Origin of the sequence: Croceicoccus sp. Ery5, assembly GCF_020985325.1 — a bacterium.
GTDB lineage: Bacteria > Pseudomonadota > Alphaproteobacteria > Sphingomonadales > Sphingomonadaceae > Croceicoccus.
This window is the reverse complement of the sequence record NZ_CP087587.1, coordinates 2,192,024-2,211,005: the sequence shown is the minus strand read 5'-3', so window position 1 is coordinate 2,211,005 and position 18,982 is coordinate 2,192,024. Positions and strand designations below refer to the sequence as shown.

The following is an 18,982-nucleotide window of genomic DNA, read 5'->3' as shown; positions in this document are numbered from 1 at the left end:
CGTGATCATTTCCTCTGCCAATGACTTCAAGGAAGCCGCGCGCCGCCGCGTGCCGCGCTTCCTGTTCGATTATGCCGACGGCGGCGCCTATGCGGAGCATACCATGCACCGCAACAGCGCCGATCTGGCCGAGATCGCGCTGCGCCAGCGGGTGCTGAAGGATGTCGCCAGCATCGACCTGAAAACAACCCTGTTCGGGCGCGAAATGGCGTTGCCGGTGGCGCTGGGGCCAGTCGGCATTTCGGGCATGTTCGCCCGCCGGGGTGAGCTTCAGGCAGCACGGGCGGCGCAAAAATCGGGCGTGCCGATGTGCCTGTCCACCGTCTCGATCTGCTCGATCGAAGAGGTGGCCAAATGCGCCGATCCGTTCTGGTTCCAGCTTTACGTGATCCGCGACCGCGATTTTATGAAAGACCTGATCGCCCGCGCCAAGGCGGCAGGGGCAGAGGCGCTGGTCTTCACGGTCGACATGCCGGTGCCGGGCGCGCGTTACCGGGATGCGCATTCAGGCATGTCCGGCCCCAATGCCGCGCTGCGCCGTTTTGTGCAGGCCGCGTTCAAGCCGCGATGGGCGTTCGATGTCGGGCTGTTCGGCCGTCCGCATATGCTGGGCAACCTGCTGCCCGTGCTGGGCAAGGATAGCGGGCTGAACGATTACATGGGCTGGCTGGGCCGCAATTTCGATCCGTCTATCCAGTGGAAGGACCTCGACTGGATCAGGCAGGAATGGGACGGCCCGCTGATCATCAAGGGCATTCTGGACCCCGAAGACGCGCGCGAGGCGGCGGCCATCGGGGCCGACGGTATCGTCGTGTCGAACCATGGTGGCCGCCAGCTCGACGGCGTGTGGTCGAGCGCGCGGGCACTGCCCGCGATTGCCGATGCGGTGGCGGGCAGGCTGACGGTGCTGGCCGATGGCGGGGTGCGCAACGGGCTGGATGTGGTGCGTATGCTGGCGCTGGGCGCCGATGGCGTGCTGCTGGGCCGCGCATGGCTGTGGGCGCTGGCGGCGCAGGGGGAGGCTGGCGTGGCAAAGCTGCTGCAACTGATCGCTGCCGAGATGCATGTCGCCATGACGCTGACGGGTGTGAACCGGATCGACGCGATCGACCGCTCGATCCTTGCGGAGGCTGTGTGATGCGGCTGCTTGACGGAAAAATCGTGCTGGTGACCGGCGGGTCGACCGGCATCGGCAGGGCCGCCGCCATCGGCGCGGCCCGTCATGGCGCGCATGTCGCCATCAATTACGCCTCCAGCGACGACAAGGCGCAAAGCTGCGTGGAAGAGATCGAGGCGCTGGGTCAGCGCACCATCGCGGTAAAGGGCGATGTGGCCGATCCTGCAACGGCGGGTGAATTCGTGTCCCGCGCGGTCGAGGCATTCGGGCGGGTCGATGTGATGGTGTCCAACGCGGGCATCTGCCCGTTCCACGCCTTTCTCGACATGCCGGTCGAAACGGTCGACCGCACGTTCCGCGTCAATCTTCACGGCGCCTATTACATGGTGCAGGCCGCTGCCCGACAGATGGTCGAACAGGGCGAGGGCGGGGCTATCGTTGCCGTCTCGTCGATCAGCGCGTTGGTGGGCGGCGAATTCCAGACCCATTACACGCCGACCAAGGCGGGCGTCCATTCGCTGATGCAGTCGGCGGCGATCGCGCTGGGCAAGCATGGGATCCGCTGCAATTCGGTTCTGCCGGGCACGATCCTGACCGAGATCAACAAGGACGACCTGGCCGACGCGGAAAAGCGCGAATATATGGAAAGCCGTACGCCGCTGGGCCGTCTGGGCCAGCCAGAGGATCTGGCGGGGCCGATCGTGTTTCTTGCTTCCGACATGGCGGATTATGTCACCGGCGCGGCATTGCTTGTCGATGGCGGTATGTTCGTGAATCTGCAATGATCGGGCGGCGCTATCTTTGGTTGGCCGCTGCCGCCGTGCTTTCGTTCTCGCCAGTTGCCCTGGCGAACGAGCGTCCTGCAACGCTAACGGTTTCGGAAAACCAGCGCTTTCTGGAAGCGGGCGGAGAGCCGTTCTTCTGGATGGGCGATACCGCGTGGCTGCTGCTCAGCCGTCTGAACCGCGATGAGACCGAGCATTACCTGTCCACGCGTCAGGCGCAGGGTTTCAATGTCGTGCAGGTGATGATCCTGCACACCGCGCAGATGGAAAGCCGCAACGGATCGCCCGCATTGATCGATGGCGATCCGGGACGCCCCCTGACGACACCGGGTGCGGACCCTGCGAAAGCGGGTGAGTATGATTACTGGGACCACCTTGACTGGGTGGTCGAACGCGCGGCGGCACATGGCATCTATCTCGCCATGGTGCCTGCGTGGGGCGACATCGCCGACCAGCGCGCGCTGAATTTCGAAAACGCGGGCAGCTATGGCCGGTTTCTGGCAAATCGATATGGCGCCAAGCCCAATGTGATCTGGCTGAACGGCGGCGACACGCGGGCTGAGAACCGGACAAAGGTCTGGGAAGAGCTGGGCAGCACGATCAAGCGCATTGCGCCCGACCAGCTGATGACTTTTCACCCCATCGGCCGGACGGCATCGTCGTGGCAATATCACGAAGCGCCATGGCTGGATTTCAACATGTTCCAGTCGGGCCACCGCTCCTATGCGCAGGAAGGGCCGCATGCCCGTGCCGAGGATAACTGGCGCTATGTGGCCGAAGATTATGGGCGCACGCCGGTCAAGCCGACCATCGATGGCGAACCGTCCTATGAGAATATCCCGTTCGGGCTGCATGAAGAAAACCAGCCCCGCTGGCAGGCCGAAGATGCGCGCCGCTATGCGTGGTGGGCGGTGATGGCGGGCGCGTTCGGCCACACCTATGGCGAAAACAATGTCATGCAGATGTATGTCGCAGGCGCACCGACCGCGAATTTCGAGGCGGATACGCGCTGGGACAAGGCACTGCTCGCCCCCGGGGCGTTGCAGATGCATCATCTGCGCGCGCTGATCGAGGCCTATCCGATGCTGGAACGCGTGCCCGACCAGTCGCTGATCGTCGATAACGGCACCCGATACGACCGTGTTCTGGCCAGTCGCGGCGAAGGCTATCTGTTTGCCTATAGCTATACCGGCGCGCCCTTTACCGTGGCGATGGGCAAGACGCGCGGCGATCAGCTCCGCGCCCGTTGGTTTTCGCCGCGCGACGGCAGCTGGCAGACGATCGGACGGATCCGCAACAGCGGCACCCGCCTGTTCGACCCGCCCGGCGAAACGGCCAACGGCAATGACTGGGTTCTGGTGATCGACGAAGGAAACGGGGCATGAGCGTGACCTCTTTCAAAGGCCTACCGAAGATAAAACACGTTCGCGCGTATGTGGCGCGCGGTGCTGGTGCGGATTATCATGACCAGGGTGCTGGTCACTGGATCGACGATCATATTGCGACGCCGATGTCGCGTTATCCGGAATATCGGCAGTCGCGGCAGAGTTTCGGGATCAATGTGCTGGGCACGTTGGTGGTGGAGCTTGAGGCCGAGGACGGGACGATCGGTTTTGCGGTGACGACGGGCGGCGAGCCTGCGTGTTTTATCGTCGAGAAGCATCTGTCGCGTTTCCTGATCGGCCGCAGCCCTGCGGAATACGAGAAGATCTGGGACCAGATGTATTTCTCGAGCCAGTATTACGGGCGCAAGGGGCTGGTGGTGAACGCCATCTCGGGCGTGGACCTTGCGATCTGGGATTTGCTGGGCAAGCTGCGCGGCGAGCCGGTGTATCACATGCTGGGCGGCGCGGTGCGCGACGAATTGCAGTTCTATGCCACCGGCGCGCGGCCCGATCTGGCCAAGGACATGGGCTTTATCGGCGGCAAGCTGCCGCTGCACCACGGCCCTGCCGAAGGGCTGGAGGGGATGGAGAAGAACATCGCCCTTCTGGCCGACATGCGCAGCAAGTGCGGCGACGATTTCTGGCTGATGTACGATTGCTGGATGTCGCTCGACATCGATTACGCGACGCGTCTGGCGCACCGGGCGTGGGACGAATGCGGGCTGAAGTGGATCGAGGAGGCACTGAGCCCCGACGATTACTGGGGCTATGCCGCGCTGAAGAAGAACGCGCCCAAGGGACTGCTGGTGACCACGGGCGAGCACGAGGCGACGCGCTGGGGCTTCCGCATGCTGATGGACATGGACTGCTGCGACATCATCCAGCCCGATGTGGGCTGGTGCGGCGGCGTGACCGAGCTGATCAAGATCGCGAACTATGCCGACAGCCGCGGCGTGATGATGGTGCCGCACGGGTCGAGCGTTTACAGCTATCACTTCGTCATCACGCGCCACAACTCGCCCTTTGCCGAGTTCCTGATGATGCATCCCGGGCCAAGCGAGGTGGTGCCGATGTTCGCGCCGCAATTGCTGGGCGAGCCGGTGCCGGTGAACGGGCGCATCCGCGCCAGCGAGCTTGACCAGCCGGGCTTTGGCGTGACGCTCAACCCCGAGATCGCGCTGCACCGGCCGTTTCCCAACGACTGACCGGCCCAACGACTGACCGGCCGAACGACTGATATTTGAACGAGGACCCATTCCCATGAAACTGTGCAGATACGGCAATCCCGGCGCCGAAAAGCCCGGCGTGATCGACGCGGACGGCAAGATCCGCGACCTGTCGGCCCATGTGGCCGATATCGGCCCCGACGCGCTGGGCGCCGGTGCGCTGGCAAAGCTGGCCGCGATCGATCCGGCCTCGCTGCCGCTGGTCGAAGGCGATGTGCGCTATGGCCCCTGCGTCGCCGGTACGCGCCAGTTCGTGGCGATCGGCCTCAACTATGCCGACCATGCCGCCGAATCGAACCTGCCGATCCCCGAAGAGCCGGTGGTGTTCCAGAAATGGGTCAGCTGCATCCAGGGTCCGAACGATCCGGTGACGATCCCGAAGGATTCGAAGAAGACCGACTGGGAAGTCGAGCTGGGCATCGTGATCGGGACCGAGGCGTCCTATGTGTCCGAGGCGGATGCGCTGGATTACGTGGCGGGCTATTGCGTGATCAACGACGTGTCCGAACGCCACTGGCAGACCGAGCGCGGCGCGACCTGGGACAAGGGCAAGGGCTTTCCCACGTTCGGCCCCGTCGGCCCGTGGATGGTAACCGCCGACGAGGTGGGCGATCCGCAGCAGCTGTCGATGTGGCTGGAAGTCAACGGCAAGCGCGTGCAGGACGGGTCGACCTCGACCATGATCTTCACCGTGGCGCATATCGTGTCCTATCTCTCGCAGTTCATGGTGCTGCTGCCCGGCGACATCATCACCACCGGCACGCCCCCGGGCGTAGGCATGGGCCAGCAGCCCGAGCCCTGGTATCTGAAGGCGGGCGACGTCGTCGAACTGGGCATCGAAAAGCTGGGCCGCCAGCGCCAGGATTTTGTGGCGCATCAGGCATGAGCGGTTTTGCAGGACGCTTCGAAGGGCGCTGCGCCGTCGTAACCGGCGGCGCCTCGGGCCTTGGCAAGGCCGTCGCGCAGCGCATCGTGGCCGAAGGCGGCCGCGTGGCGCTGTGGGACATCGGCGCGGATGCGCTGGCCGCCGCAAAGGCCGAGACCGGCGCGCACGATACGCAAACGCTTGACGTGTCGGACGCCGCTCAGGTGGCCGCGGCCGCCGCGGCCAGCCATGCGGCGCTGGGGCGGGTCGATATTCTGGTCTGTTCGGCGGGCATCACGGGCGCGACCGCGCCGGTGCATGAATATCCGGTCGACAGCTGGCTGCGCGTGTTCGACATCAATGTGAACGGGCTGTTCTATTGCAACCGCGCGCTGGTGCCGATGATGCTGGCGAACGGCTATGGCCGGATCGTCAATGTGGCATCGGTCGCGGGCAAGGAAGGCAATCCCAACGCCAGCGCCTATTCCGCGTCGAAGGCGGCGGTGATCGGCCTGACCAAGTCGCTGGGCAAGGAACTGGCCGGACAGGGCGTGATCGCCAATGCGCTGACCCCTGCCACCTTCGAAAGCCCGATCCTGGCGCAGCTGCCGCAAAGCCAGGTCGATTACATGCGTTCCAAGATCCCGATGGGCCGTCTGGGCGAGGTTGCCGAAAGCGCCGCCATGGTCTGCTTCATGGCCAGCGAGGAGTGCAGCTTTACCACCGCGTCGACCTTCGACACATCGGGCGGGCGCACCACCTTCTGACCCGGAGCCCGTAACGCATGTCCCAACGCCCCGCATCCCGGCCCGTTCTGGTCGATCCGCATGTCCATCTGTGGGACCTGTCGCATATCCGCTATCCGTGGCTGACGCCGCCCTTCGATACGGATAATCCCAATGGCAGCGTCGAACCGATCGCTGTCGATTATCCGCTCGATGCCTATCTGGCGGATGCGAGTGGCCAGGACGACGGCCAGAATGGGGGGCAGGATGACGGGCAGGGCTGGGACGTGCGGGGCATCGTGCATATCGATGCCGGCGCGCATGCGGACGATGCGCTGAAGGAAACGCAATGGCTGCAGGCCATGGCCGACGCGCGCGGCCTGCCCAGCGGCATCGTCGCCTTTGCCGCATTGCACGAGGACGGGGTGGAAGGCCTGCTGGAACGGCACGCCGCCCACCCCAATGTCCGCGGCATCCGCCACATCATCAACTGGCACCCCGATCCCGCGCGCAGCTATGGCGGAGAGGATCTGACCCTGCTGCCCGCATGGGAACGCGGCTTTGCGCTGCTGGCCCGCCATGGGCTCAGCTTCGACCTGCAGCTCTATCCCGGGCAAATGGCGCATATGGCCGCGCTGATCGCGCGCCATCCCGACGTGCAGGTGATCGTCAACCATACCGGCATGGCAATCCCCTCCGATCCCGAGGGATGGGATATCTGGCGCAAGGGCATGCAGGCCCTTGCCGCTCTTCCCAATGTCGCGGTCAAAATCTCGGGCATGGGCTTTACCTATCGCCCCTGGACCACCGATCTCGTCCGCCCCTATGTGCTGGAAACCATCGAAATATTCGGCACAAACCGCGCCATGTTCGCCAGCAACTTCCCCACCGACAAGCTCTTCGACAGCTTCCAGGCACACTTCAATGCCTACGACACCATCACCCGGCAATTCTCCCAAACAGAACGACACGCCCTATTCGCCCAAAATGCTAACCAAACCTATCGATTGGGGTTAAATATCTGAGATTTATGCTGATTATCGATCTTCGCGCCGAAAATATCGTCGAACCTCTGGGGATGCAGGAGCGTCATCCGCGCCTGTCATGGCGGATGGAAAACGCGCGCGCGGGCAGCATGCAGCGTTCCTATCGCATTCGTGCCGCGACCAACGCGCAAGCTCTGTCCGGAGGGCCGCTGCTTTGGGACAGCGGAACGGTCGAAACGGCGCAAAGCTTCGATATCCGCTATGACGGTCCGCCACTGCAAGGCGGCCAGCGCATCTGGTGGCAGGTCGAGGTCACCGACGACGCGGGCGAAACTGCCGTTTCGGAGGCAAGCAGGTTCGAAGGCGGCCCGATGGGCCCTGCCGACTGGCAGGCAGGCTGGATCGTGGCCGAGGACGAGGAGGCTGCCGCCGACCGCGCGGCAGGGGTTCCGTGGGTATGGAGCGAAACCGCGCTCGACCCGCGCCCCAATGCGTTCCGGATCGATTTTGATGCACCAGCGGATATGACTGCCTGTGAAATCATGGTTTCGGGCAAGGACCATTTGCGCGGCGTCTGGATCAACGGGGAGCCATGCCAACCCGAATGGCCGATCGGTTGGGACAGTCATTTGCCGTTCTGGGGCGTGTTGGGGCGCTATTCCGGCGCCATAAAGCCCGGCAAAAACCGCATTCACGCGCTGGTTGAGGCAGATACGGAAGGGTTTTTTCCCGTCGATGGCGGCGCCTTTGCGGCATTGATCCGCATCCGGCACGCTGATGGCAGCGTGGAGCGGCTGACCGGCGACCAATGGCAGGTATTGCCCGATCCACCGCAAGACTGGCGCGATGCTGACGGGGAAACGGCGGGCTGGCTCGATGTCGTGCCGAGCACGAGTTGGGCGCAGAATTATCCGCGTCCCAGCGAGCCCGCCATGATGCTGCGCCGCGAGTTCACACCGCGTGCGCCGGTGGTATCGGCACGGCTCTATGCGACGGCGCTGGGCGCCTATCACGCGACGATCAACGGCAAGCCGGTATCGGACGCCTGTCTCGCGCCCGAAATCACGGTCGCCAGCGACCATGTGCTGACGCAGGCCTATGATGTCACCGGACTGATCGAAAACGGCGCGAATGCGATCGGCGCTTTGGTCGGCGATGGCTGGTATGCCAGCCCGTTCGGCTGGCGGATTGAGCGGTATGGTTTCGGTCCGCCGCCGCGCCGTTTCAGCGCCATGTTGCGTCTCGATTACTCCGATGGCGGCAGCGAGATCGTGGCAACGGGAGAGGGGTGGAAATCCGCCGTTTCCTCCATTCTGAAATCCGAAATCTATGACGGCGAAACCCGCGATGCGCGTCTGGAGCAGCCGGGTTGGGACTGCGCCGGTTTCGACGATAGCCAATGGGCCGATGCGCCATTGGGCGATGTGCCGGATACGCGGCTTGTGGCGCAGACCGCGCCTGCATTGAAGCATATGCGTAGCCTGCGCCCCCTATCGATCAGCGAACCGGTCGAAGGCCGCTATGTCCTCGATTTCGGGCAGAATTTTTCGGGCTGGGTGCGGATTGAGGTGGCGGGACCGAGAGGGACCGAAATCGCGCTGCGTTTTGCCGAATTGCTCAACGATGACGGCACGGCGGACCAGTCCAACCTGCGGCTCGCATGGGCGACCGACCGCTTCATCCTTGCGGGCGAGGGGGTAGAGAGCTTCGAGCCCCGCTTTACCTATCACGGGTTCCGCTATGTCGAGATCGAGGGCTGGCCCGGCGTGCTGGACCCGGACGCGGTCGAGGGGATCGTCGTGCACAGCGCCTGCCGTGAAACGGGCGAGGTGCAGTTTCCCGATGCGCCACTGCTGCAAAGCATCTGGAACAACGCATTGTGGAGCCAGCGCAGCAATTTCTTTGCCGTTCCCACCGATTGCCCCCAACGCGACGAGCGCATGGGCTGGATGGGGGATATTCAGGTCTTTCTGGACGCAGCGGCGTTCAATATGGAAGTCGATCCCTTCATCCGCCGCTTTTTGCTGGAGGCGCGCGCCGCGCAGCGCGATGACGGGGCCTATCCGATCGTTGTGCCGCAGCCGCAATCGTTTCCCGATGTCGCCACCGCCGGATGGAGCGAGGCGGGGATCATCCTGCCGTGGCAGTTGTGGCAGCGCTATGGCGACACTGCCGTCATCGACGAGAACTGGGACGCGATGGTCCGCTGGATGGACCATCTGGAACGGCATAATCCCGATCTGGTGTGGCGCAACGAACGCGGTCTGGATCTGGGCGACTGGTTATCGGTCGATGCGATCCAGCCTGACGATGAAACCACACCGCGCGTGCTGTGTGCCACGGCCTATTGGGCGTGGTCGGCGCAGTTGCTGGCTGAAATGGCGCGGGCAACGGGGCGGGACGGCGATGCCGCGCGTTTCGCGGCGCTGCGCGAAGCCATCGGTGCACGTTATGCTGCGGAATTCGTCGCGGACGACGGCACATGCGGTAATGGTAGCCAGACCGGTCAGGTCCTGTCACTTGCCTTTGATCTTGTGCCGGAAAAGCGGCGCGACAAGGCGGCAGCCTTGCTTGCCGCCGATATACGTGCGCGGGGCATGACGCTGTCGACCGGTTTTCTCGGTACGCCCTATCTGCTGGATGTACTGGCCGATGCAGGGCTGATGGAGGAAGTGTCGTGCCTGCTTTTGCAGACGGCCTATCCCAGCTGGGGCTATATGCCGCAGCAGGGCGCGACGACGGTTTGGGAACGTTGGAACGGCGATACCGGCGATCTGGCGATGAACAGCTATAACCATTACGCCTTTGGCGCTGTGGTCGGATTTTTCTATCGCCGGCTAGCGGGGATCGCCCCTGCCGCACCCGGGTTCGCGCGGATCGCGGTGCGTCCCGTGTGGCTTCCCGAAGTGGGCCGCGTTTCGGCGCGATACGATTCGGTCATGGGCCGGATCGAGGCCGCAACCGATGGCGACGGGGAAGGGCTGAAAAGCCTGTCGCTGGCCATCCCGCCCAACACGTCGGCGCAGGTCGAATTGCCCGCAGGCGAGTGGCAGGTCGACGGCATTGCGCTGTCCGGTCATGCCGCGGTTTCGTCGCTGAGCATTGCCGACGGGCATGTCCGGTTCGACCTTGCCAACGGGGCCTATCGCTTCCAGCGCTGATATTCCGGCGACACAAACGAAAGGGCGGGACCGGATGGCCGGTCCCGCCCTTTTTCATGTGCCGCAAACGCTGGCCATTGCGTAAAGAAAAGCCCCGGCCTGCCATGTGGCAGACCGGGGCAATGTTCCGCGTCCGGGGAGTGACACCGGTTAGAAGCGGACGCGAAGTCCTGTCGAAACGCGGCGACCGGTCTGACGATATTCCTTCGTCCGGTCGGCCGAGACGGAGTAGATGAACTCCTTCTCGTTGTTCAAATTGATGACGTCGGCATAGACCGTCAGGTTTTCGAAGATGTCATAGGACAGGCTGGCATCCAGCTGGCCGTAAGAGTCGAAATATTCCGGTTCGCCGTTACGTCCCGATGCGACCTGCAGGAAATTGTCGCGGTAGGTATAGGCGAGGCGGGCCTGAACACCGTATTTTTCGTAATAGCCGACGAGGCTGTAGGAATATTTGGACAGACCTTCGAGACCGAAGTTCACACCAGCGACCTGGTTCGTATATTCGGCGTTGGAGTCGGTGTAGTTGAAGCTGGTCTGCACGCCAAGACCGTCGAACGGTGCGGGCAGCCAGTCCTCGAACGACTGACGATAGCCGATTTCAAAGCCCTTGACCGTCGCGCCTTCGCCATTGTCGGGCACGGTGACCTGGAAGGTCACTTCGTCCACAACCTGCGGCGTGGTGACCAGCGTCACGAAGCTTTTGATATCCTTGTAGAACGCGGCGGCCGACAGCAGCGAGTTGCTGGCGAAATACCATTCGGCGCCCACTTCGACCTGATTGGCGCGGAACGGCTGCAGATCGGGGTTGCCGCGACGGATCGTCTCGTTACCCGGATTGGTCTGGATAGACTGGCGGGGCGACAGGTCCGACAGGGTCGGGCGGGTCATCACCTTCGATGCGGCAAAGCGCAGCAGCAGGTCGTTGGTCACGCCCAGTTTCACGTTCAGCGAAGGCAGCCAGTCGTCATATTTGCCGCGGAAGCTGACGGGGATGATATCCGAAACCTCGATGATGTTCTGGCCCTGGCCGTTCGGCTTGGCGCTCAACACCGTGCGCGACGCGCCCGATGAGGTATATTCGGTATTTTCGTAGCGCAGGCCAAGATTGACCGCGAGGTCCATGCTTCCAAGCTGCGTTTCCCAGTCGGCCATCAGATAGCCGCCCCAGACGTCCTCATCCACCTCGGACGAAGCCGATGCCGAGGGAACCGCCGGGTCGAAGGCGCGCCCGTCCGCCGTCGCGAAAGCGTCGACCTGTGCGACCACATCCTGCGGGCTGTAATAGACCCAGTCTTTCAGAATATCGCCGTCATAGCCCGAGAAGAAACCGCGATTGGTGGGCGAGAACAGCGATTCCGGCAGGACGCGATCCGAACCGCAATAGGCGCATTGCTGGCCGAACGGCATTTCGTCGGCAGTGATCGTCTTGGTCCGGTTGTTCTTGAACGCGCCGCCCGAGAAGGTGAACGCGCCATAGCCCGGATTCCATTCGGCGTCGGCCTTGTACTCCATGATCTCGTCATCGATGTTCGCCCCGCCGCCCCAGATGTAATAATGGGCAGTGATGCCTTCCGAACTGGTCGCGGCGTTGGAGTAATTGGGGCTGGTAAAGCCATAGTCATAGATCGGGCTGCCGCTGCGGCGATCGAACCAGTGGTCGATGTTCTTGCGGCGGATCGTGGTGAAGAGATTATTCTCCTTACCCCGACGCTCAGCCTTGGAATAGGAGCCGTCCAGGCGGACGCGGAAGGTATCGGTCGGCGTCCAGTCGAAGTTCAGGCCGAACTGGTCGGTCGTGACGTCGCGGTCGTCGTACTGGATGATCTGGTCGACAAAGCCGCCTTCGTAACGCTGATAGACAGCCTCGCCATCCTCGACCACTTGGTCGACCAGCGTGCCGCCCGAGAAGTCATAGGCAAGGCCGATCTGCTGTTCGAGGAACTGCGCCTTGGCGTGCAGCGCGTCGATGGTGATCGTCATCGTATCGTCGGGACGCATCTGGGCCGAACCGTTGACGGCCCAGCGCTTCAGGTCACGTTCGAAGAAGAACGGCGACAGGTTCGATGGCATCGAGACATTAGTAAAAGGTTCGACATCGGGGCCGATACGCGCGCCGGCGACGCCGCCCGCATTGTAATAGCTGTCGGTGCTGGAGCGCTTCACATGGCCCGCGCCGATGGTGAATTCGTCGTTGCGGTTCTTCTGCTCGGCATAAACGCCCGAAAGCGCGAGGCCGAACGTGCCCGAAGTATTCTTCCAGCTGGCCACACCCGACACTTCTGGGTTCCAGGTGTCGCGGATTTCCGACCACATGCCATTGGCGCTGGCCATCACGGTCAGATCGTCGCTCTGATCCAGCGGGTGCAGTGTTTTCACGTCGACAGTCGCGCCGATAGACGATCCGTTGAGGTTTGCCTGCGGCGATTTATAGACATCGGCGCCCGAGATGATTTCCGACGGCAGCACGTCGAACGAGAATTCGCGGCCGTTATTGTCGGTGGCCAGCGTGCGGCCATTGACGGTGACGGCGTTGAATTTGGGGCCGAAGCCGCGAACGGTGACGTAGCGGCCTTCGCCGCGGTTGCGTTCGATGGTGACGCCGGGAATGCGCTGCAGCGATTCGGCGACGTTCTGGTCGGGCAGCTTGCCCAGATCCTCGGCCACGATCGAATCGACCACGGCGACCGAATTGCGCTTGATGTCGATCGATGCCTGCTGCGAGGCGCGGATGCCGGTAACGACGATGGCGTCGCCCGCTTCGGCTTCCTCTTCCTGCATGGTCGCAACCGGATCGGCGTCTTGCGCGAATGCCGGACTGGCGAGGACGATGGTGGCGGTGCTGGCGGCGGCCAGCCAGGCCGAACGACGGATTGCGGACGTAATTGCCATGATATTCCCTCTCCCTAATTCTTGATTTCGATCTTCATGCGTCGAAATTGTGACGATGTCAAATGACATCATACGTATGATGAATAAAATCAGCGGACCGATCGGATCGGCAGCACGCAGAAGGCCGAGCCGAAGACGAACACCACCGCTGCCCAGAAGATGACGCTGTAGTCATTGGCGAACAGGCTGAGCAGCACGGCAGCCATGATCGGGCTCAGGATCTGGGGGATGTTGACCGCGGTGGTCAGAATGCCGAGGTCCTTGCCTTCATCGCCCAGCGCGCTTTTGGGCAGGACCTGCGTCATTAATGCCATGTCGATCGACATGAACATGCCGTATCCCACGCCGATGATCGCGGCATAGGCCCACATGCCGTCCATATTCGGCGCCAGCAGCGGGGCCGACATCGCGCAGCCCATGATCAGGCTGCCCAGAATGACGAAGAGCTTGCGGCGCTGGAACTTGTCGGAAAGCCAGCCCGAAATCAGCGAGGAGGTGACGAGGCAGACGAGGGTGACCATGGCCAGATTGGCGATGGCAATATTCGATTCCTCGTTCCCCAGACCGATATAATCGCGCAGGATATACAGCATATAGGCCGCAACCGCCTGATATCCCATATAGATCAGAAAACGGCTGCCGAATGCCCATGCAAAGTCCGGATGCTCTTTCGGAGAAATCCAGAACCCCTTGAAGAATTCGCCCCAGATCATCGGGCGTCGCGGCATCTCGTCGCTCGGCGGTTCGCGGTTGATCGCGATAAAGGCAAGGCAGGACACCAGGATCGCACCGGCAAACAGCCCGTATGCCAGCACCTGCTCGCCAGCGAGATAGCCCGCGACGACGGTCCCTGCAGTCAGGCCGCCGGTCATCCCCGCGCCGACCATGCCGGACACGGCACCGCGCGATTCGGGTTCGAACCGGTCGGCGATCAGCGTGGTCATGGCAGGCTGCATCGAGTTATAGGCGACGGCGGCCATCACCCACAGCACCATCAGCGACCAGAAGCTGGTCATCCACGACACGCCGAACAGCGCCATGGACCCGATCAGCGAACCGATGGCGATCCAGGGCGAGCGGCGACCCCAACGGCTGCGCGTGCGATCGGACAGCGCGCCGGCAATCGGTGTGGCCAGCGTCGAAAAGATCGAGGTGATCGCGAACAGCAGCGCCAGATTATTCGCTTTCGACCCTTCGTCGAGTTCCGCGATCTGGTTGGGCAGCAACACGCCCAGAACGCCGCTGTAAAGCGCCATCAGCAGAAAGAAATTGACCATCAGCGACAGCTGAAGCTTCAGCCGCTGTGGCCCCAGCACGTAATTGTCAGCCGGTGCCATCGTCGTGGCCATTGGCCTCTCCCGTTATCGTTTGATCTGCCCCGTTTCGCATGGGTGCTTATGATTGTTTGCGGTTCAGAACGGCGAGCTGCAATCCGGCCTGCCGCGCCCGGCGATGCGGGCCGCCCGTTACGCCCCAGCCATCGGCGGGGGCGGCGAGGGCGCTTTCATCGACTTCTATGCCAAGGCCCGGTGCTTCGCCCAGCATGATGCCGCCATTTTCGATCCGCTGGTCGACGTTAAGGCCGGTGGGCCAGCCGAAGTCCTGCACCTCGATCCCGATCATATTCGGCAGCGCCGCCGCCGCATGGGCGATCGGGTTGGCATCGAAACCGACAGGCGAGACAGGCAGGTTGCGTGACAATGCCGCCATGGCAACGCGCATGAAATGGGTAATGCCCCACACGCTGCCCGCCTGCACCACATCCAGCGCGCCTGCCGCGAACAGCGGGGCATATTGGTCAAGACCGGTCAGGTTCTCGCCCGAGGCGACCGCCGCGCGGCCCGACGCGGAAACGCGTGCCAGCCCTTCGGCATCCCAGCGGCGCACCGGTTCCTCGATCCAGGTCAGGTCGAGCTTTTCCTCGATCTCGTGCAGATGGCGGATCGCCTGCTTGGCGTTCCACGATTCGTTGACATCCAGCATCATGGCGGGGCGCGGGCTGTTGGCCGACATGATTTCGCGCGCCGTCAGCAGGCGTTCGATATCGCGGCCCAGATCGCTGCCGCCCTTGATCTTGGCAGAGGAAAATCCGCGATCGGCCCATGACTGGTAATGGCTGGAGAATTCGCTGTCCGACAGGCCATAGCACAGGCCCGAGGCATAGCCGGGCACAAAGCTGTCGGCCGCGCCCAGAGTGCGCCACAGCGGCTCGCCGGCCATCTTCGCCTTCAGGTCCCACAAGGCCATATCGACCGCTGCAATGGCGCCGAATGTCGCGCCTGCGTGTCCGCTTTTGAAAACCTGCGACAGCATCGCATCGTAAATGGCGGTCACGCTGCGCGGGTCCTTGCCCTCGACCGCAGGAAACACGCGCGCGATATCGGTATGCTGGCCAAGACCTACGCCGGTCAGCCCGCTGTCGGTTTCCAGCAGTAGAATCGGCACTTCGGTCACGCCGCTCTGGACGATGCCGTTTACATCGCCGACCGGACGGCCCCAATCATGGGTCGTTACCAGCGAGCGATATCCCGTGACTTTCATGCCGTTTCGCATCCTATTATCGTTACGTTCCACCTCGGGTCCCGAAACATAGTATGTATTATCTTTCGAAGTTCGCAACCCCTTGACGCAATTTTCTTCGAAAGCCAAGCGTGAAGCGAAGATTCTTACCCTGAGGGGGACATCGACGATGAATAAGGAAACCGCCGCACCACCTCCTCCCGCAACGCCGCCGCGCGCAAGGCGCAGGCCGCGTTTGTCCGCGGCGGTGGTCGAAGATCTTGTGAATATGATCGTCGCCGGTTCCTATCCGGTGGGCACCGCGCTGCCGCCCGAAAACATGCTGTGCGAAATGTATGGCGTCAGCCGGACGGTCGTGCGCGAGGCGACGACCGCCATGATCGAGAAGGGGCTGGTCGTTACCCAGCAGGGACGCGGCACCATCGTGCGTGAGGATACGGCGTGGAACATGCTCGATCCGGTCATCCTGTCCGCTCTGTTCAAGGGAGAGGACGGGCTGCGCTATCTCGACAATCTGTCCAAGGTGCGCGTGCTGCTCGAATCTGAAATGGCGGCCGAGGCAGCGGAGGAAGGGACCGAGGAGCAGCGCGCCGAACTGGCGGAGCAGATCGAGAGGCTGGAGGGTCTGGTCGAAACGCCCGCGGCCTACGGGCACGAGGATTTGCGCTTTCACGATATCATCATGCGCATGTCGGGCAACCGGCTGAGCAAGGCGATCATCGATGGCATCCAGTCCGAAGCTTTGCGTACCCACGCCTATTCGGGCAAGCCCAGCATTGACCATGTAAAGGCGACGCAGGCCTCCCACCGCAAGGTTTATGATGCGATCATGGCGCGCGACGCCGATGCGGCGGGCGATGCCATGCGCGAACATATTTCCGGTTCGTGGGACCGCCGCCGCGCACGCCCCAAGGGGTATTAGGGCTGTTCCGACAGGGCATAAATCCGCTCCATTTCCACCCATGTCTGGCCGGGATGTGATGGCAGCGGCTTTTGCATCGATGCCATCAGCCGGTCCCATGCGGCCACATCGGGGTTGGCACCGTCCCGTTCGCGCTTCTCTTCGACGGAAGGTGCGCGTGCCAAGTCCTGTTCCATGATCATGAACAGCCGGTCGCCGGTCAGCCAGATTTGCAGTTCGGTCACCCCGTCGGCGCGAATCGCGGCGCATACGGCGGCGGGCGGGCCGCCCGGTTCGTGCCAGCGGCGATAGGCGGCGATCACATCGGCGTCATCGTTCAGGTCCACGGCGAAACAGCGGCGTACGACAGTCATTTCATTCTCCCATCCGGTTCAATTGCGGACAGCGATTGACGCCGCCCCGAATCCTGCTTTAAACATCATACATCGTATGAATTAAAAATGGCAGGAGAGGAATGTGCCACAGCTTTATGGCGAGGCCATCACCCGCCGCGACCTGGCATCAAGGTCGGGGGCGCTTTCGCAATTTGCAGGGGTGCGCCTGTCCACGCTTGGCGACGGGGTAGAGCGGGGCAACCGCCAGCTGGAATTCCGCACCGGCAGCGGGCTGCGCTTTACCGTGCTGGTCGACCGCGCCATGGACATTGCCGAATGCGACCATAACGGCCGCGCCGTGGGCTGGCATTCGCCATCGGGCTTCCGCAACCCCGCCTTGCATGAATATGAGGGTGAGGGCGGTCTGGGCTGGTTCCGGTCGATGTCGGGCCTGCTGATTACCTGCGGGTTGGACCATGTGCTGTTCATGCATGACGATCCGGCAGGGCATTACCACTATGGCCCACGCGAAAATGTGTCGTCATCGCTCCACGGACGCATCGGCACCATCCCTGCGCGCCTCACGGGCTATGGCGAGGAATGGCGCGGCGATGAATGCGTGCTCTGGGCCGAGGGAATCGTCCAGCAATCGACCGTGTTCGGAGAGGATCTTCATCTGATCCGCCGGATCGAGGCCGATGTGGGCGGGAACGAGATTCGCCTGCACGACCGTGTGGTCAACCACGGTTTTTACCGCACCCCGCACATGTATTGCTATCACATCAATGTCAGCCATCCCGTGGTGGCCGAAGGGTCGCGCTATGTCGCGCCTGTTCGCGATGTGATCTGGGCAGCGCATGCGGGCGACTATCGGGCGCAGGAAACCGGATATCGACACTTCCCCGCACCGATTGCGAACTTCCACGAACAGGTTTGGCAGCACGAAATGGCGCCTGACGATCGGGGCCGCGTCAATGTCGCCATCGTGAACGAGGCAATGGGCTTCGGTTTCGAGGTCGAGACGCTGAAATCGCAGTTTCCTGCCATGTACGAATGGCAAAACCTGCACGCGGGCCATTATGCGGTGGGGATCGAACCTTCGACCAATCACGTGCTGGGCAAGGATTTCGCGCGCGAGCGCGGCGAGCTGATCTGGCTGGAGCATGGCGAGGAGCGCCGGTACGACAGCATTTTCCGCATCCTGCCCGATGGCGATACGGTGGCGGACGCGGTGCGCCGGATCGAGGCGGTCTGCCGCCAGCCGGACGAGGACTATCCCGAACCCTCCGGTCAGTTTCCCCCCATTAGCAAGGAGAGCGCAGCATGAACGGGCGCGTCATTCTATACACCGGCGCGGCGGGCGGCCTCGGCCTTGAAACCAGCCTGCTGCTCATCGACCGCGGCGCGACCGTGGTCGCCATCGATTACAATCCCGACAAGCTGGCCGCCCTGACCGAGGCTGCAAAGGGTCGCGGGCCGGGCAGGCTGATCACTTCGGATGCGGATATGGGCGATCTGCCTGCCTATCGCGCGGTGCTGGAACGGCTGGCGGAAGAAACCGGCGGCTTCGACGTGGTGATCAACAATGCCGGCATCTATCCGGCCAAGCCCTTCGACGAGTTTACGATAGAGGAATATCAGCAGGTCCAGCGCGTCAATGTCGATGCGGGTGTGCTGACGGTGCAGGTCGCACTGCCCTTTATGCGCGAACGCGGTTTCGGGCGGATCATCAATATCTCGAGCATCACCATTTCGGGCCTGTGGGACAATCTGGCACCCTATGTAGCCTCGAAAATGGCGCTGGTCGGGCTGACGCGGGCGTGGGCGCGCGAATTCGGTCCGATGGGCGTAACCGTCAATGCCATCGCGCCGGGGGCATTTCCCACCGACGCCGAAAAAATCCACCCCGATCCCGAAGGCTATGTACGCAAGGTGCTGGACGCCCAGTCGATCAAGCGCCGCGGGCACGCGGGGGACATTGCCAATGCCATCGCCTTTTTCGTCAGCGACGAGGCCGGTTTCATCACCGGACAGACGCTGCACGTGAATGGCGGTTGGACCATGAACTGATTGTGCAGAAAGCA

15 protein-coding genes are annotated in these 18,982 nt (G+C 62.8%); 11 read left to right on the top strand and 4 right to left on the bottom strand.

Annotated elements, in window-relative coordinates:
• The first annotated feature begins 1 nt into the window (after window position 1).
• Genes lldD through LOZ74_RS10345 form a run of 8 tightly spaced genes read left to right on the top strand, consistent with a single transcriptional unit; the run spans window position 2 to window position 10,250 of the window.
• Window positions 2-1,138 carry an FMN-dependent L-lactate dehydrogenase LldD gene (lldD, locus tag LOZ74_RS10380; protein WP_230291153.1) on the top strand — a complete coding sequence of 379 codons (1,137 nt, stop codon included), beginning with the start codon at window positions 2-4 and terminating at the stop codon, window positions 1,136-1,138.
• The gene (locus LOZ74_RS10375; RefSeq protein ID WP_230291152.1) at window positions 1,138-1,902 is read left to right on the top strand and encodes an SDR family NAD(P)-dependent oxidoreductase; all 765 of its coding nucleotides are present in this window, start codon (window positions 1,138-1,140) and stop codon (window positions 1,900-1,902) included. Before lldD ends, LOZ74_RS10375 begins: the two co-directional genes overlap by 1 nt.
• A gap of 20 nt (window positions 1,903-1,922) precedes the next feature.
• Window positions 1,923-3,287: a glycoside hydrolase family 140 protein gene (locus LOZ74_RS10370; RefSeq protein ID WP_230291151.1), complete on the top strand. Its 1,365-nt coding sequence runs from the start codon at window positions 1,923-1,925 to the stop codon at window positions 3,285-3,287.
• Window positions 3,284-4,492: an L-rhamnonate dehydratase gene (gene rhmD, locus LOZ74_RS10365; protein ID WP_230291150.1), complete on the top strand. Its 1,209-nt coding sequence runs from the start codon at window positions 3,284-3,286 to the stop codon at window positions 4,490-4,492. Before LOZ74_RS10370 ends, rhmD begins: the two co-directional genes overlap by 4 nt.
• 55 nt (window positions 4,493-4,547) lie before the next feature.
• A complete protein-coding gene (locus LOZ74_RS10360) occupies window positions 4,548-5,399 on the top strand; it encodes a fumarylacetoacetate hydrolase family protein (protein WP_230291149.1) in 852 nt (283 codons plus the stop codon).
• On the top strand, window positions 5,396-6,145 hold the full coding sequence (locus LOZ74_RS10355; protein WP_230291148.1) for an SDR family NAD(P)-dependent oxidoreductase: 750 nt from the start codon (window positions 5,396-5,398) through the stop codon (window positions 6,143-6,145). The genes LOZ74_RS10360 and LOZ74_RS10355 overlap by 4 nt, the downstream gene beginning before the upstream one ends.
• Before the next feature lie 17 nt (window positions 6,146-6,162).
• Window positions 6,163-7,128 carry an amidohydrolase gene (locus LOZ74_RS10350; protein ID WP_230291147.1) on the top strand — a complete coding sequence of 322 codons (966 nt, stop codon included), beginning with the start codon at window positions 6,163-6,165 and terminating at the stop codon, window positions 7,126-7,128.
• A gap of 5 nt (window positions 7,129-7,133) precedes the next feature.
• On the top strand, window positions 7,134-10,250 hold the full coding sequence (locus tag LOZ74_RS10345; protein ID WP_230291146.1) for an alpha-L-rhamnosidase: 3,117 nt from the start codon (window positions 7,134-7,136) through the stop codon (window positions 10,248-10,250).
• Between the two features lie 150 nt (window positions 10,251-10,400).
• Here the strand turns inward: LOZ74_RS10345 and LOZ74_RS10340 are convergent, their stop codons facing one another.
• The 3 genes from LOZ74_RS10340 to LOZ74_RS10330 form a co-directional block, all read right to left on the bottom strand.
• Window positions 10,401-13,142 carry a TonB-dependent receptor gene (locus tag LOZ74_RS10340; RefSeq protein WP_230291145.1) on the bottom strand — a complete coding sequence of 914 codons (2,742 nt, stop codon included), beginning with the start codon at window positions 13,140-13,142 and terminating at the stop codon, window positions 10,401-10,403.
• Between the two features lie 89 nt (window positions 13,143-13,231).
• Window positions 13,232-14,491: an MFS transporter gene (locus LOZ74_RS10335; RefSeq protein ID WP_230280921.1), complete on the bottom strand. Its 1,260-nt coding sequence runs from the start codon at window positions 14,489-14,491 to the stop codon at window positions 13,232-13,234.
• 46 nt (window positions 14,492-14,537) lie between these two features.
• A complete protein-coding gene (locus LOZ74_RS10330) occupies window positions 14,538-15,683 on the bottom strand; it encodes a mandelate racemase/muconate lactonizing enzyme family protein (protein ID WP_230291144.1) in 1,146 nt (381 codons plus the stop codon).
• A gap of 226 nt (window positions 15,684-15,909) precedes the next feature.
• Here LOZ74_RS10330 and LOZ74_RS10325 point away from each other — a divergent pair, with 226 nt between their 5' ends.
• Entirely contained in the window at window positions 15,910-16,584 is a 675-nt protein-coding gene (locus LOZ74_RS10325; protein ID WP_230291143.1) for a FadR/GntR family transcriptional regulator, read from the top strand.
• Here LOZ74_RS10325 and LOZ74_RS10320 read toward each other — a convergent pair.
• A complete protein-coding gene (locus LOZ74_RS10320; RefSeq protein WP_230291142.1) occupies window positions 16,581-16,937 on the bottom strand; it encodes an L-rhamnose mutarotase in 357 nt (118 codons plus the stop codon). The genes LOZ74_RS10325 and LOZ74_RS10320 overlap by 4 nt on opposite strands.
• Window positions 16,938-17,040: 103 nt before the next feature.
• Here LOZ74_RS10320 and LOZ74_RS10315 point away from each other — a divergent pair, with 103 nt between their 5' ends.
• Window positions 17,041-18,225 carry an aldose 1-epimerase family protein gene (locus tag LOZ74_RS10315; protein ID WP_230291141.1) on the top strand — a complete coding sequence of 395 codons (1,185 nt, stop codon included), beginning with the start codon at window positions 17,041-17,043 and terminating at the stop codon, window positions 18,223-18,225.
• Window positions 18,222-18,968, top strand: coding sequence for an SDR family NAD(P)-dependent oxidoreductase (locus LOZ74_RS10310; RefSeq protein WP_230291140.1), 747 nt, complete (start codon window positions 18,222-18,224; stop codon window positions 18,966-18,968). Before LOZ74_RS10315 ends, LOZ74_RS10310 begins: the two co-directional genes overlap by 4 nt.
• The last annotated feature ends 14 nt before the right edge of the window (window positions 18,969-18,982 follow it).